Annotated in this window: 15 protein-coding genes; 9 read left to right on the top strand and 6 right to left on the bottom strand. The window is 70.4% G+C overall.

Features of this window, described 5'->3' with window-relative positions:
* The 3 genes from sepH to ABZ281_RS14410 all read right to left on the bottom strand — a co-directional run.
* Positions 1-919: septation protein SepH (gene sepH / locus ABZ281_RS14420; protein WP_356655392.1), on the bottom strand; the 919-nt coding region annotated here is incomplete at its 3' end.
* An 888-nt stretch (positions 920-1,807) separates the two neighbouring features.
* Complete coding sequence (locus ABZ281_RS14415) at positions 1,808-3,127, bottom strand: D-arabinono-1,4-lactone oxidase (RefSeq protein ID WP_356655390.1); 1,320 nt, start codon at positions 3,125-3,127, stop codon at positions 1,808-1,810.
* The gene (locus tag ABZ281_RS14410; RefSeq protein ID WP_356655388.1) at positions 3,087-4,325 is read right to left on the bottom strand and encodes an MFS transporter; all 1,239 of its coding nucleotides are present in this window, start codon (positions 4,323-4,325) and stop codon (positions 3,087-3,089) included. Before ABZ281_RS14410 ends, ABZ281_RS14415 begins: the two co-directional genes overlap by 41 nt.
* 170 nt (positions 4,326-4,495) lie before the next feature.
* Here ABZ281_RS14410 and ABZ281_RS14405 point away from each other — a divergent pair, with 170 nt between their 5' ends.
* Positions 4,496-5,623: a ferrochelatase gene (locus tag ABZ281_RS14405; protein WP_356655386.1), complete on the top strand. Its 1,128-nt coding sequence runs from the start codon at positions 4,496-4,498 to the stop codon at positions 5,621-5,623.
* A gap of 8 nt (positions 5,624-5,631) precedes the next feature.
* On the top strand, positions 5,632-6,447 hold the full coding sequence (locus tag ABZ281_RS14400) for an inositol monophosphatase family protein (protein ID WP_356655384.1): 816 nt from the start codon (positions 5,632-5,634) through the stop codon (positions 6,445-6,447).
* Between the two features lie 53 nt (positions 6,448-6,500).
* Here ABZ281_RS14400 and ABZ281_RS14395 read toward each other — a convergent pair whose 3' ends face one another.
* A complete protein-coding gene (locus tag ABZ281_RS14395; RefSeq protein WP_179878997.1) occupies positions 6,501-6,674 on the bottom strand; it encodes a hypothetical protein in 174 nt (57 codons plus the stop codon).
* A 404-nt stretch (positions 6,675-7,078) separates the two neighbouring features.
* Positions 7,079-7,453, bottom strand: coding sequence for a hypothetical protein (locus ABZ281_RS14390; protein ID WP_356655382.1), 375 nt, complete (start codon positions 7,451-7,453; stop codon positions 7,079-7,081).
* A gap of 237 nt (positions 7,454-7,690) precedes the next feature.
* Here ABZ281_RS14390 and ABZ281_RS14385 point away from each other — a divergent pair, with 237 nt between their 5' ends.
* The 4 genes from ABZ281_RS14385 (at position 7,691) to ABZ281_RS14370 (ending at position 11,278) form a co-directional block, all read left to right on the top strand.
* Complete coding sequence (locus tag ABZ281_RS14385) at positions 7,691-8,344, top strand: response regulator transcription factor (RefSeq protein WP_003993508.1); 654 nt, start codon at positions 7,691-7,693, stop codon at positions 8,342-8,344.
* Between the two features lie 5 nt (positions 8,345-8,349).
* Positions 8,350-9,597: a HAMP domain-containing sensor histidine kinase gene (locus ABZ281_RS14380; protein ID WP_356655380.1), complete on the top strand. Its 1,248-nt coding sequence runs from the start codon at positions 8,350-8,352 to the stop codon at positions 9,595-9,597.
* A 405-nt stretch (positions 9,598-10,002) separates the two neighbouring features.
* Positions 10,003-10,299 (top strand): DUF4193 domain-containing protein, encoded by a 297-nt coding sequence (locus ABZ281_RS14375; RefSeq protein WP_003993510.1) that lies wholly within the window; start codon positions 10,003-10,005, stop codon positions 10,297-10,299.
* Positions 10,300-10,312: 13 nt separating this feature from the next.
* Positions 10,313-11,278 carry a hypothetical protein gene (locus tag ABZ281_RS14370; protein WP_356655378.1) on the top strand — a complete coding sequence of 322 codons (966 nt, stop codon included), beginning with the start codon at positions 10,313-10,315 and terminating at the stop codon, positions 11,276-11,278.
* Positions 11,279-11,322: 44 nt separating this feature from the next.
* Here the strand turns inward: ABZ281_RS14370 and ABZ281_RS14365 are convergent, their stop codons facing one another.
* Positions 11,323-11,781 (bottom strand): DUF3093 domain-containing protein, encoded by a 459-nt coding sequence (locus ABZ281_RS14365; protein ID WP_356655376.1) that lies wholly within the window; start codon positions 11,779-11,781, stop codon positions 11,323-11,325.
* A gap of 57 nt (positions 11,782-11,838) precedes the next feature.
* Between ABZ281_RS14365 and ABZ281_RS14360 the strand changes: the two genes are divergently transcribed.
* From ABZ281_RS14360 to ABZ281_RS14350, 3 genes are all read left to right on the top strand, one after another.
* The gene (locus ABZ281_RS14360; RefSeq protein ID WP_356655374.1) at positions 11,839-12,423 is read left to right on the top strand and encodes a PaaI family thioesterase; all 585 of its coding nucleotides are present in this window, start codon (positions 11,839-11,841) and stop codon (positions 12,421-12,423) included.
* An 86-nt stretch (positions 12,424-12,509) separates the two neighbouring features.
* Entirely contained in the window at positions 12,510-13,070 is a 561-nt protein-coding gene (gene dut / locus ABZ281_RS14355) for a dUTP diphosphatase (protein ID WP_356655372.1), read from the top strand.
* Between the two features lies 1 nt (position 13,071).
* Positions 13,072-13,824: a DUF3710 domain-containing protein gene (locus tag ABZ281_RS14350; RefSeq protein ID WP_184908273.1), complete on the top strand. Its 753-nt coding sequence runs from the start codon at positions 13,072-13,074 to the stop codon at positions 13,822-13,824.
* The last annotated feature ends 79 nt before the right edge of the window (positions 13,825-13,903 follow it).

Genomic DNA, 13,903 nt, shown 5'->3' with positions numbered 1-13,903 from the left:
CTATCAGCGGGTCGGGGGGGCTCCCCACTGATCGCGGCATGAGGACGTCCGCGTAGGCGGAACCGGCCGAGGCCGCGGGGGCCGGGGGCTCCTCCTCCTCGACCTCGGCGACGGCGGGCTCCTCTTCGGGCTCCGCCGGGGGGAGTTCCGGAACGACCAGGTCGCCGCGGAAGCTCGGCACCGCCTCGAGGAGGCTGGTCAGCGAGTCGCGCTCGCCTGTGGTCTCCTCGATCGGTTCGGACGCCTGCGCGGGCAGGCTGGGCCGCTCGGGGCGGTCCAAGGGTCTGTCGCGCGGCAGCCGGGCGATCCGGGGGACGAAGGGGAAGCTGGGCTCGGGCGCGGCCAGGTCGTCGGACTCGCCGATCAGGGAGCGCGCCTCGTCGTCGACGGCCTGGACGAGCCGCCGGGGCGGGTCGTACGTCCAGCTCGCCGCATGCGGTTCCCCCGCGACGCGGTAGACCAGCAGGACTTCCCACGTGCCGTCGTCGCGACGCCACGAGTCCCACTGGACGGTGTCCTTGTCGGCGCCGCGCAGCAGCAGCCGCTCCTGCACGGCCTCGCCCAGCGGCGGACCGGAGTTCTCGCCGGGGCGGCGGACCGGGGTCTTGCGGGCCCGCTCGGCCATGAAGGCACGCTCGGCGAGCACGGGGCCCTCGAAGCGGCGTACCCGGTCGACGGGGATGCCGGCCATCTGCGCGACTTCTTCCGCGGTCGCGCCGGCTCGTATACGCGCCTGGATGTCGCGGGGGCGGAGGTGGCTTTCGACTTCGATCTCGATCTGGCCGAGACGGGGACGGTCGCCGCGCACGGCGGCGCGCAGGCGTTCGTCGATCGGGAGCGTGTACTCCGTAGAGTCGGCAGCCTTCAGCACCAGCCGTGTGCCGTCATTCGAGACGGCCACGACACGCAGTTCGGGCATGGGGACCTCCCGGGTGGTGCCTGCCGACGTCACGTGCGTCGCTGCTTCCGCTAGTCGAGTGTGGCCTGCCCGGGTGCAGCCTGCCACAACCTTGCCGAGTTGCCCGGCGTGTCGGGCGCGGGCCCTGGATCGCCGTTATGGCACGGTTACCTATTCGCAACGCTAAGTGACGAACTCTGTCACCCTGTGCAACTAGCCCCCTCCCGGCGGTCCTTAAAGGCCCTGACGCCCTTACGGGAGACCGGACCCAGGGCTCGCAACAGTACTCCATTCGGGCCACGTGCGTGGATTGGCGCGCCGCCCAACTTCTCGCAAGAGGAGGGACTTGGTCGCCCCTTGCCCTCGATCCGTGATCTTGAACGTGGGGAACTTCACGTAATCACCAGAATCGGAAGTAAGGGTTTCGGTCGCACGTCCCCTTCTTGTGCAGTTGAACGACCGTGTACGGGAAAGGCAGACAAGGTACGAGGATGCGTGGAAGGCCCGATGGTGTCGACGAGTCGAGCGAGCACGGGACGGAGGGGCCCAAGCGGATCGACCTGAACGTGTCGGCATGACGATGGCCGGAATCACCACCTACGAGCTGGTGTCGGGCCACAACCTCAGCGGCGGGCACAGCACGACGGTCGGCGACGCCCTCTCCCGCGGCGGCGCCTCCTTGACGGACTCGGTGACTCGCGCGGGTCGGGCGGGTCCGGCTCAAGCACCGCCGACGACCCCGGAACCGAGGACGACGCACCTCCAACTGACCCCTCCGGCAGCGGGACATCGCAGGGCGACAACCCCTCGCCCTCCACGAGCGGGAGCGGCCGTACGACTCCCGGCCCGACCCCGACTCCGAGCGCCACCGGGAGCGAGGACGCCGGGGGCACCACCCCGGTGCGACCCCTACGCCCCCAGAACCCTCCGCAGGTAGTCGTTCTGGAACCGCCGATCAGGATCGAGACGATCCCGCAGCGCCGTGAACTCGCCGAAGCGCGGATACACCCGGGAGAAGTACTCGGCGTCCCGAGTGTGGATCTTGCCCCAGTGCGGACGGCCCTCATGGGCGGTGAAGATGCGCTCGGCGGCCGTGAAGTACCGCTGGAAGGGCGTGCCCTGGAACATGTGGACGGCGATGTACGCGCTGTCCCGGCCGGAGGCGGTGGACAGCGCGATGTCGTCGGCCGGGGCGGTGCGCACCTCGACGGGGAAGCTGACCCTGAGGCCGGAGCGGTCGACCATCTCCTTCAGCTCGCGCAGCGCCTCGACGACGGCCGCGCGCGGAACCGCGTACTCCATCTCCACGAAGCGCACCCGGCGCGGAGACGTGAAGACCTTGTAAGGGATGTCCGTGTAGGTCCGGGCGGACAGGGCCTTGCTGGAGATCTGGGCGATGGCGGGGATCGTGGCGGGCACCGCGCGGCCGACCCAGTTGGCCACCTGGAAGACGCCGTTGGAGAGGAACTCGTCCTCGATCCAGCTTTTCAGCTGCGGCACGGGCTTCTCGGGGCCCGCGCTGCGGTTGTTGCGCTTGGTGTTGGTGCTGCCGGTGTGCGGGAACCAGTAGAACTCGAAGTGCTCGTTCTCGGCCCAGAGTTCCTCGAAGTCGGAGAGGACCTTGTCGAACGGCATCGGCTCCTCGCGGGCCGTGAGCAGGAAGACCGGCTCGACGGCGAAGGTGATCGCGGTGACGATGCCCAGGGCGCCGAGGCCGATGCGGGCGGCGGCGAAGACGTCCGGGTTCTCCTTCTCGGAACAGCTCAGCACCGAGCCGTCCGCGGTGACCAGCTCCAGGCCCTTGATCTGCGCGGCGATCGAGCCCGAGTCGCGGCCCGTGCCGTGCGTGCCGGTGCTGGTGGCCCCGGACACCGTCTGCTCCATGATGTCGCCCATGTTGGTGAGCGACAGTCCCTCGCGCGCGAGAGCCACGTTGAGCCTCTTGAGCGGGGTGCCGGCCTCCACCGTGACCGTCATGTTCTCGCGGTCGATGCCGCGGATCCCCGTCAACAGGTGAGGGCGGATCAACACGCCGTCGGTCGCGGCTATGGACGTGAAGGAGTGCCCGGCACCGACGGCCTTCACCGTCAGTCCGTCCTCGGAGGCCCGCCGCACCGCGGCGGCCAGCTCGTCGACGGAGGCAGGGGCGACCTCCCGCGCGGGGCGTGCCGAGACGTTGCCGCCCCAGTTACGCCACGTGGCGTTCTTTCCGTTCGCTGTGCTGCTCAACGGAGCCTCCCCGACCCGGTGCCGGTCGCTTGAGCCGGCGGAACCCGAGGAAACCCACCGCGACCGCGACGGTCCCGGCCACCGCCGGAACCCCGTACCCGGCACGCGCCCCGGCCGCGTCGATCACCCAGCCGGCCGTGGAGGAGCCCAGTGCGACTCCCGCCGTGAGCCCCGTGCTCACCCAGGTCATGCCTTCGGTGAGCTGCGCGCGTGGTACGTGCTCTTCGATGAGGGACATCGTCGTGATCATCGTCGGAGCGATGGACAGACCCGCAACGAACAGCGCCACGGCCAGAAACGGCAAGTTTCCGACCAGTAGGAGGGGGATCATACTCACGGCCATGGCACATACGCCCAGCAGCCACCGTCGTTCCGGTGCCCCGGCGAAGTGCAGCAGCCCGAAGACCATGCCCGCCACACAGGAACCCGCCGCGTACACCGCGAGGACGATGCTCGCCGCGGCCTTGTGCCCCTGCTCGTCGGCGAAGGCCACGGTGACCACGTCGACGGCCCCGAAGATCGCCCCGGTGGCGACGAAGGTGGCCACCAGGACCTGGAGCCCCGGCGCGCGCATCGCGCTGCCGCCGCCCTTCCGCTCACGCGGGTGGGGCTCGGGTTCGGTGGCGCGCTGCGAGGTCAGCGAGAACACGCCGACGGCCAGGAAGCAGGCGGCGAGCAGCGGACCGGCCTCCGGGAACCAGACCGTGGACAGGCCGATGGAGATGATCGGCCCGAAGATGAAGCACACCTCGTCCACCACGGACTCGAAGGAGTACGCGGTGTGCAACTGCGGCGTCCCCCGGTACAGGGCCGCCCAGCGGGCCCGGATCATCGCGCCGACGCTCGGCACGCAGCCGATGCCCACGCACGCCACGAACAGCACCCAGTCCGGCCACCCGTAGTGCGCCGCACCCAGCAGCAGGGCCGCCGCGGTCAGTGAGATCAGCGTGGCCGGGCGCAGCGCGCGCCGCTGTCCGTACTGGTCGACGAGCCGCGAGACCTGCGGTCCGGCCACCGCGGCGGACAGCGCGACGGTGGCCGACAGGGCGCCGGCCAGGCCGTACCTCCCGGTGAGCTGGGAGATCATCGTGATCACGCCGATGCCCATCATCGACACCGGGATCCGACCGAGGAAGCCCGCAGCGGAGAAACCCTTGGAGCCGGGGGCTGCGAACAGGGCGCGGTAGGGGCTGGGCACGGGGTCTCCGAGGGCTCAGTAAGCTGCGAACGCAGTCGACACAGCTTACGGCCCAGGATGCCCTCGCGCACCCGTTCGGAGCAGCCCCGCGACGCCCGCAGGCCCTGCCTGCCACGCGGGTGTCACCCCGCCGTTTCCCGGCTGTCAGTGCAGGGTGGCAGGATCGACTCATGCCAGACGCGCGCGATGTCAGCCCCTACGACGCCCTGCTCCTGCTCTCGTTCGGCGGCCCGGAAGGCCCGGACGACGTGGTTCCGTTCCTGGAGAACGTGACGCGTGGGCGCGGCATCCCCAAGGAACGCCTCAAGGAAGTCGGGCAGCACTACTTCCTCTTCGGCGGGGTCAGCCCGATCAACGACCAGAACCGCGCCCTGCTGGACGCCCTGCGCAAGGACTTCGCCGAGCACGGCCTGGACCTGCCGGTCTACTGGGGCAACCGCAACTGGGCGCCGTACCTGACGGACACGCTGCGCGAGATGGTCCGCGACGGCCGCCGTCGCATCCTGGTCCTCGCCACCAGCGCCTACGCCTCGTACTCGGGCTGCCGCCAGTACCGTGAGAACCTCGCCGACGCGCTCGCGGCCCTGGAGGCGGAAGGCCTGGAGCTGCCGAAGGTCGACAAGCTGCGGCACTACTTCAACCACCCGGGCTTCCTGGAGCCCATGATCGACGGAGTGCTCCGGTCCCTCGCCGAGCTTCCCGAGGACGTCCGGGACGGGGCGCACCTCGCCTTCTCGACGCACTCGATCCCGACGGCCTCCGCCGACACCTCCGGCCCCGTCGAGGAGCACGGCGACGGCGGCGCGTACGTGAAGCAGCACCTGGACGTGGCGCAGCAGATCGCCGACGCCGTGCGGGAGCGCACCGGCGTCGACCACCCCTGGCAGCTCGTCTACCAGTCCCGCTCCGGTGCCCCGCACATCCCGTGGCTGGAGCCCGACATCTGCGACCACCTCGATGAGCGGCACGCGGCCGGTGCCCCGGCCGTCGTCATCGCCCCCATCGGCTTCGTCTCCGACCACATGGAGGTCCTCTACGACCTCGACACCGAGGCAAAGGCCCGGGCCGAGGAACTCGGGCTGCCGATGCGACGCTCGGCCACCGTGGGTGCCGATCCGAGGTTCGCCGCCGCGATCCGTGAGCTCGTCGCGGAGCGCGCCGCCGTCGAGCGCGGGCAGGACGTCACGCCGTGCGCCCTCGGCGCCCTCGGGGCGAGCCACAACGTCTGCCCGGTCGGCTGCTGCCCGGCCCGCGCCCCCCGGCCCGTCGCCGCGGGCGCCGACAGCACCTACGTGTGAGGAGCCCCGTGACCCACCCCCTGCACACGGACCTGCTCGAACTCGCCCAGGAGGCCGCCCGCCGCGCCGGCGCGCTGCTGCGGGACGGGCGTCCGGCCGACCTCGCGGTCGCCGCGACCAAGTCCAGCCCCATCGACGTCGTCACCGAGATGGACATCGCGGCGGAAAAGCTGATCACGGGCCTGATCGCCGAGCGCCGCCCGGACGACGGCTTCCTCGGCGAGGAAGGCGCCGCCACGGAGGGCACGAGCGGTGTCCGCTGGGTGATCGACCCGCTCGACGGCACGGTGAACTACCTGTACGGGCTGCCCACCTGGGCCGTCTCCATCGCCGCCGAGCAGGACGGCGAGACCGTCGTCGGAGTCGTCGCGGCCCCGGTGCGCGGCGAGACCTTCCACGCCGTGCGAGGCCGGGGCGCCTGGGCCACCGGTGCCTGGGACGGCGAGCGCAGCCTGGCCTGCCGACCCGCGCCGCCGCTGGACCACGCGCTGGTCTCGACGGGCTTCAACTACGTCGCCGACGTCCGCGCCCACCAGGCGGATGTGGCCCAGCGGCTGATCCCGTTGCTGCGCGACATCCGGCGCGCAGGCTCGGCCGCTGTCGACCTGTGCGACGTGGCCGCGGGCCGCCTCGACGGCTACTACGAGCGTGGTCTGCACCCCTGGGACCTCGCCGCGGGGGACCTCATCGCCCGGGAGGCGGGCGCGCTGACCGGTGGACGCCCCGGAGAGCGCCCGTCGGGCGACCTGGCGGTGGCGGGTACCCCCGGCGTCTTCGAGCCCCTCCAGCGCCTCCTGGAGGATTTCGGCGCCTGGCACGACTGAGATGAAGCGGGCCCCGGCGCTGGATTCGCCGGGGCTCGCTTCGTACTGCCTGATCAGACGCTCGTCGCGCTGACCACCACACCGTGCTCGGCAGCGAGTCGGCGCAGGTCGTCGAGCTCGCCCTGCTCCACATCGACGAGGAACTCGTCGCCCTCGTCGCGAGCCCGGGACAGATCGGACTCGGTCGCCCTTATGCGCTGCAGAAGTCCTGCGGTGAATGCGTCCATGCTGCGCCCCCTCGTCCTGGGTCGTGGGTCGATGGCACGGGGGTGTGCCGTTCGGAAGGGACGATCACGCCGTATGTGGATGCCCAGCGCCGCTCGGCCGGGCGGCGACGGTGCCGGACACCCACGCCCGCCCTGCGGAAAAGCGGATTGATGCGCACCGCATGGTGGTGCGGCGCCAGCAGAGCGTGATCGTGGGATGTAAAGCCGTCCTCCCCAGGGTTCGCTGAGCGGAAACCTCGACTCGGAGGGAAATTCCGTCAGCCCGCGGAAGGTGGGCTCTCATCGGGGCCTTGCGAGGGGTCGTACGCTCATAAGTCTCTGCGACATTGGAGAAGCGGCGCCCTCAGGCGCCGCCTCGTCATGATGTGCTTTCAGTACCGCTGTGAGTGTCCGGCCAGCCTTGGTCAGCCGGAGCAGACCATCCCCGAGGGGCAGCCTGCGATGGAGCTCGTGACCCACGCCGACTTGCGGATGAGGGTCTTGCCCTCGCGCACCTCGGCTCGGTACGTGATGTGTCCGTCTTCTCTGAGGTCGTAGTTGCAGGTCACCCAGGTGCCCTTACCCGACGTGTTCTCGCAGGTGCCCGACCGGCCGTAGTTGGTGTACCAGTTGGCGACCGCACGGTGGCCGTCCGCCACGGTGTCCTTGACCTTGATGATGTCGCCGTCGGCGTAGAAGCAGACGAGAGCACCGCTCGTGCCTGCACCGCATACCTCGGCGGCGTTGGCCGGCTGTGCTGCGAAGATGCCGAGCGAAGCCAGAGCTGCCGCAGCAGTCAAAGATGCACGGATTGCATACTTGCGCACATTACCCCCTCGATGTGGTTACGCATCGAACACAAGTTATCACGGAAGGTCGCCGCGTGATCGCTCTGGGCTGGGGCGTGATCGGGTGGCTTCCGCCTTACGGTCGGCTTATGGCTGAAAGGGGCAAGATGGTAGCCAACACCCCCCAACCCCCTACCCGCGCACGCCCCAAAGCTGCACGGCCGGACATGAGGAAGAAGGACTAGGGACGTGCGTGTACTAGTCGTCGAGGACGAGCAACTGCTCGCCGATGCGGTGGCCACCGGACTGCGCCGGGAGGCCATGGCCGTCGACGTCGTGTACGACGGTGCGGCCGCCCTGGAGCGCATCGGCGTCAACGACTACGACGTGGTCGTCCTCGACCGCGACCTCCCGCTCGTGCACGGCGACGACGTCTGCCGCAAGATCGTCGAACTGGGCATGCCGACGCGGGTGCTGATGCTGACGGCCTCCGGCGACGTCAGCGACCGGGTCGAGGGACTGGAGATCGGTGCCGACGACTACCTGCCCAAGCCGTTCGCGTTCAGTGAGCTCATCGCGCGCGTACGCGCCCTCGGCCGCCGCACCAGCGTGCCCCTGCCGCCCGTCCTGGAGCGGGCCGGGATCAAGCTCGACCCCAACCGCCGCGAGGTCTTCCGCGACGGCAAGGAGGTCCAGCTCGCCCCCAAGGAGTTCGCGGTCCTGGAGGTGCTGATGCGCAGCGAGGGCGCCGTGGTCTCCGCGGAGCAGCTCCTGGAGAAGGCCTGGGACGAGAACACCGACCCGTTCACGAACGTCGTGCGCGTGACGGTCATGACCCTGCGCCGCAAGCTGGGCGAGCCGCCGGTGATCGTCACTGTCCCCGGCTCCGGATACCGGATCTGATACCCGTGGCAGCGACTCCCGCGCCCCCGCAGGCGCCCCCCAAGCCCACCTGGGACCCCAGAAGGCCCGTACCGCCGTTCCCGTGGCTGCGCCCGACCATCCGCATAAGGCTCACGCTGCTCTACGGCGGCATGTTCCTGATCGCCGGCATCCTGCTGCTGTCGATCATCTACCTGCTGGCCGCGCAGGCGCTCAACACCGGGAACGAGCCGCTCTTCAAGATTATCGGTGGCACGGAGATCAAGGTGGCCAGTGATCGCTGCCCTGCCGTCAACTCCGCCAGTCCGACGCTCGCCGAATTCAACGCGGCGATCAGCAAGTGCATCGACGACCAGCGTCATGTCGCACTCGACAGCCTGCTCAGCCGCTCGCTGCTGGCGCTGCTGGGCCTGGCGGTCATCGCCTTCGCCTTCGGCTACGCCATGGCCGGGCGCGTGCTCTCCCCGCTGGGCCGGATCACCCGCACCGCCCGCGCGGTGGCGGGCTCGGACCTCTCCCGCCGGATCGAGCTGGACGGCCCGGACGACGAGCTGAAGGAGCTGGCCGACACCTTCGACGACATGCTGGAGCGGCTGCAGCGCGCCTTCACCGCCCAGCAGCGTTTCGTCGGCAACGCCTCGCACGAGCTGAGAACGCCGCTGGCGATCAACCGCACGCTCCTCGAGGTGCACCTGTCCGACCCGAACGCGCCCATGGAGCTCCAGCAACTCGGCAAGACGCTGCTGGCCACCAACGAGCGCAGCGAGCAACTCGTCGAGGGACTGCTGCTGCTCGCCCGCAGCGACAACCAGATCGTCGAGCGCGGACCGGTGGACCTCGCCGAGGTCGCCGAGCAGGCCGTCGACCAGGTGCACGGCGAGGCCGAGAGCAAGGGCGTGCTGATCCGGGGCGAACAGAAGCCCGCAGTCGTCCAGGGCAACGGCGTGCTGCTGGAGCGGATCGCGCTCAACCTGGTGCAGAACGCCGTGCGCTACAACATCGCCGAGGACGGCTGGGTCGAGGTCACCACCGACGTCCAGCACGGCCAGGCGGTCCTGGTGGTGTCCAACACAGGCCCGGTCGTGCCGGCGTACGAGATCGACAACCTCTTCGAGCCGTTCCGGCGGCTGCGCACGGAGCGGACGGGCAGCGACAAGGGCGTCGGGCTCGGGCTCTCCATCGTCCGGTCCGTGGCCCGGGCGCACGGCGGGCACATCTACGCCCAGCCGCGTGAGGGAGGTGGACTCGTCATGCGCGTCACGCTGCCGATCTGAGATCATGTCGCCGATCAACTCGGCGGCATACGGGGATGTTCGCTTTGCGCGGAATTTCTGAGGCTGCACCGCGCGTGCACCGTGTGTGATCGATCACAGGAACGCCTTTCCGGCCATCTACTCTCCGTGATCATGCGCGCTGACGAAAAGCCGGGAAAATCCGGGTTTTCGGGGGTCTTGATCACGGGAAGTACACGGTGAGACGCCTTTGGCGCGCAGCATTCGGACCGTGTACGGTCCCCATCGCCATCCAAGCCGATCACTCGTCAGGAGTCCGGTTGGGTGTCGATTGAGTAACAGACCTTGATGTGAGGCAAAATCTCCGCCTCAGGTCGGGCACAAGTCCGGCCTCTCACGCGTTAGTGCGCTGGAGACACCGCAGACACCCAGAGGGGGAGAGCGACCATGGCAACCGATTACGACACTCCACGCAAGACCGACGACGACGTCGACTCGGACAGCCTTGAAGAGCTGAAGGCTCGGAGGAACGACAAGTCGGCCTCCGCCGTGGACGTCGACGAGTTCGAAGCCGCAGAGGGCCTCGAGCTGCCCGGAGCCGACCTCTCGAACGAGGAGCTGGCCGTCCGGGTGCTCCCGAAGCAGCAGGACGAGTTCACCTGCATGAGCTGCTTCCTGGTTCACCACCGCAGCCAGCTGGCTCGGGAGAAGAACGGTCAGCCGATCTGCCGCGACTGCGACTGAGGACGGGTCGGCCGTGACTGGCTCGACCCCTCCCTGGAAGCGCCGCTTCTCCAAGCGGAAAGCGGACGAAGGGCCGACGGACGGCCCGCAGTACGGCGCGCGTGACGACGAGCGAGGCTCCACCGGTACGGCGGCGGCCTCGCTCGAAGCGGCAGGCCGGGGTGACCTCCCGGCGTCCGTGGACGTCCCCGCAGCCGTCGCGAGACGGCGGGCGGGGGCGATCCGGGAGCGGGCCAGGGAAGGCGCCCGCAAGGGCGGCGACCGGGCCCGGGCCGGACTCGCCTACCTCGCCGACCGGATCATCGAACTGGCCCCGCGCGTCCCTGTACGGGACCTGGCGACGCTGCGCAGACAGTTCCCGGGCCTCGGTCCCGAGGAGCTCGCGGACAAGCTCGTGGCGGGCGCCGCGAAGGCGACGGCGACGGTCGGAGCGGGTGTCGGCGCGGCCGCGATGCTCCCCGTGCCCCCGGCGATGCCGACGGAACTGGCCGCCGAGGTCACCGGCGTCGCGGCGATCGAGCTGAAGATGATCGCCGAACTCCACGAGGTCTACGGCGTACGGCCGCCCGGCAACCTCAAGCACCGCAGCACCGCGTACCTCGACTCGTGGTCGGGGGAGCGCGGCATCGACGCGACCAAGCCGTCGACACTGAGCACGGCTCTGAACAGCCGCATGAAGCGCGAACTGCGGCAGCGGATCATGAAGCGCACGGTCCGCAACATGCCGAATCTGATGCCGTTCATGGTGGGAGCCGCCGTGGGGGCGGTCATGAACCGGGGCGAGACGAGAAGGCTCGCCGGCCGGATCCGCCGCGACCTGCGCAAGATCCAGGTGCCCTGGGAGGCGCTGGAGGCGCTCCCCACCCTGGAGCGTCCGGCGGACGCCCTGGAGATGGGCGAGATCACCAGAGATCCCCTGGGCCGCTACGAGGGCCGGCCCGACGGCGGACACGGTGGGCAGCACGGCGACGGGCGCTGAGACGGCCGTCGCACAGTGGCCGGGTGATGCCCCGCGCAGGTGTGCTACGCCGGCTTCCCCGTCCGCAGCGCTTCAGCCAGCCGCTCCGGCTCGCGCGTGGACAGGTACAGGTACGGCGTCGGGTCCTGTGGGTCCGTGACCTCCACACGTAGAGCCGTGGGGATGTACGCGCGCAGCAGGAGGAAGGCGCGCGGATCGGCCTTGTAGGTGCGCCAGGCGCGGGCCTCCTCCGCGTCCAGCACCTCCGCCTCGCCCAGTGCCGCCAGCGGGATCTTCGCCTCGCCCGCGATCAGGGAGTCGCCGACCACGCGAATGCGGACCGAGCCGTAGGAGCTCGCGGCGACGGCCGCGACCGCGGTGCCCCCGGCGAGGCCGCCGAGCATCGGCAGCGTGCCGAAGGGGAGCAGGATCAATGCCATCGAGACGCCCACGAGGAACGAGATCAGCCACCAGGTCCGCGGGGCGGTGAGGCGTTCTTCGTACGGGGCGGCGGAGAGCTGCATGGGCCAAGCTTGACACGGTGTCCGGAAGGGGCCGACGCGCGGGTAAGGTCTCCGGCTGTGAGTCGTACTTCCGCAGCTCTTCAGCCTCCGGCCGACGCCGTGCAACCGGTGCGACACCCGGACGCACCCGCGCCCGGTGAGCTCCTCGGCGCGCACTACGGCCAGTGTTTCGGCTGCGGTGGCGAGCAGCCGCACGGACTGCACCTGGAGGCACGGGCCGGCGAGGGCGTGTCGCTCACCGCCGAGTTCACCGTGCAGGGTGCCCACCAGGGCGCCCCGGGCCTCGCGCACGGTGGCGTGCTGACCTCCGCCCTGGACGAGACCCTCGGCTCGCTGAACTGGCTGCTGCGCACGATCGCGGTGACCGGGCGGCTGGAGACCGACTTCGTACGGCCCGTGCCCGTCGGCACCACGCTGTTCCTGGAGGCGGAGGTGACGGCGGTCGCCGGGCGGAAGATCTACTCCACCGCGACCGGACGCGTCGGCGGTCCCGACGGGCCCGTCGCGGTGCGCGCGGACGCGCTCTTCATCGAGGTGAAGGTCGACCACTTCGTCGACCACGGCCGCCAGGAGGAGATCCAGGCCGCCATGAGCGACCCGGACCGGGTTCGGCGCGCCCGTGCCTTCGAGGTGAACCCGTGAGCCCGACCGGACCCGTGAACGCCACCAGTCCCATGCGGCCCGACAGTGCCACCAGCCCCGTGAGCCCGGAAAGCCCCATGACCCCCATGAGCCCCGCGAGTCGGCCTCCGCTGGACGTGCTGATCCGGCGCGTCGATCCGGACGTACCGCTTCCGTCGTACGCGCAGCCCGGTGACGCCGGGGCCGATCTGCGCACCACCGAGGCGTGCCAACTGGAGCCGGGCGAACGGGCCGTGCTGCCCACGGGAGTGTCTGTGGCCCTGCCGGAGGGGTACGCGGCCTTCGTGCACCCGCGATCCGGTCTGGCCGCCCGCTGCGGCGTCGCCCTGGTGAATGCCCCGGGGACGGTGGATGCCGGGTACCGTGGGGAGATCAAGGTGATCGTGGTGAATCTCGACCCGCGCGAGGCCGTGCGGTTCGAGCGCTTCGACCGGATTGCCCAACTGGTGGTCCAGCAGGTCGAGAAGGTTCGCTTCCAAGAGGTGGCAAAACTTCCCGACTCGACGCGGGCCGAGGGGGGCTTCGGCTCCACCGGAGGCCACGCGGCGGTGGACGGGACGAGCGGCACAAGCGGTCAGGCCGCCGTGGGCGGTCAGACGGGTGGGAATCGATACGCTTCGGTCGTATCCGACCGGGAAGGACAGTGACGTGTTCGGACGTCGCAAGAAGAGGGATGCCGCCGAGGACGCGGCCGGCGAGGCCGAGCAGGTCGTCGACGGTGTCGACACTGAGGCGGACGCAGAGCGCGAGCGCCTGAGGCTGGAGCCCGCGCCGCGCCCCGACGGGCCCTGGGACGACTCGGAGGTCCGTGACCCGGGCGAAGGCCGGGTCGACCTGGGCGGCCTGTTCGTGCCCGGCGTCGACGGCATGGAGCTCAGGGTCGAGGTCGCGGGCGACGCGATCGTCGCGGCCACGGTCGTGCTGCGCGACAGCGCCATCCAGCTCCAGGGCTTCGCCGCCCCCAAGCGCGAGGGCATCTGGGGCGAGGTGCGCGAGGAGATCGGTACCGGCATCACCCAGCAGGGCGGCATCGTCGACGAGGTCGAGGGGCCGCTGGGCTGGGAGCTGCGTGCCCAGGTGCCCGTACAGCTGCCGGACGGCACCGGCGGCTTCCAGGTCGTGCGGTTCGTCGGTGTGGACGGCCCCCGCTGGTTCCTGCGCGGGGTCATCTCGGGCCAGGGCGCGGTGCAGCCGCAGGCCGCCGGGCTGCTCGAGCAGATCTTCCGGGACACCGTCGTGGTCCGCGGCGAGGGCCCGATGGCGCCCCGCGACCCCATCGTCCTGAAGCTGCCGAACGATGCCCAGATGGTCCCCGAGGGTGTCCAGCAGGAAGAGGGCTCCCGTTTCGCCGGCGGAATGGGCCAGCTCCAGCGCGGACCGGAGATCACCGAGGTCCGCTGACCCCGCAGAGACACCAGGGCCGTACCCCACCGGGGGTGCGGCCCTTTCTCGTGCGCGGAACCTTGACGACACATTGGTC

Source organism: Streptomyces sp. NPDC006265 (genome assembly GCF_040613555.1).
GTDB lineage: Bacteria > Actinomycetota > Actinomycetes > Streptomycetales > Streptomycetaceae > Streptomyces.
Note: the sequence above shows the minus strand (reverse complement) of the source record. Positions and strands in the feature narration are given on the sequence as shown.

Coding starts and splice junctions, on each gene's coding strand:
- ABZ281_RS14405 (WP_356655386.1), top strand. CDS start 4,496: ATGCCAGACGCGCGCGATGTCAGCCCCTACGACGCCCTGCTCCTGCTC.
- ABZ281_RS14395 (WP_179878997.1), bottom strand. CDS start 6,674: ATGGACGCATTCACCGCAGGACTTCTGCAGCGCATAAGGGCGACCGAG.
- ABZ281_RS14375 (WP_003993510.1), top strand. CDS start 10,003: ATGGCAACCGATTACGACACTCCACGCAAGACCGACGACGACGTCGAC.
- ABZ281_RS14365 (WP_356655376.1), bottom strand. CDS start 11,781: ATGCAGCTCTCCGCCGCCCCGTACGAAGAACGCCTCACCGCCCCGCGG.
- dut (WP_356655372.1), top strand. CDS start 12,510: ATGAGCCCCGCGAGTCGGCCTCCGCTGGACGTGCTGATCCGGCGCGTC.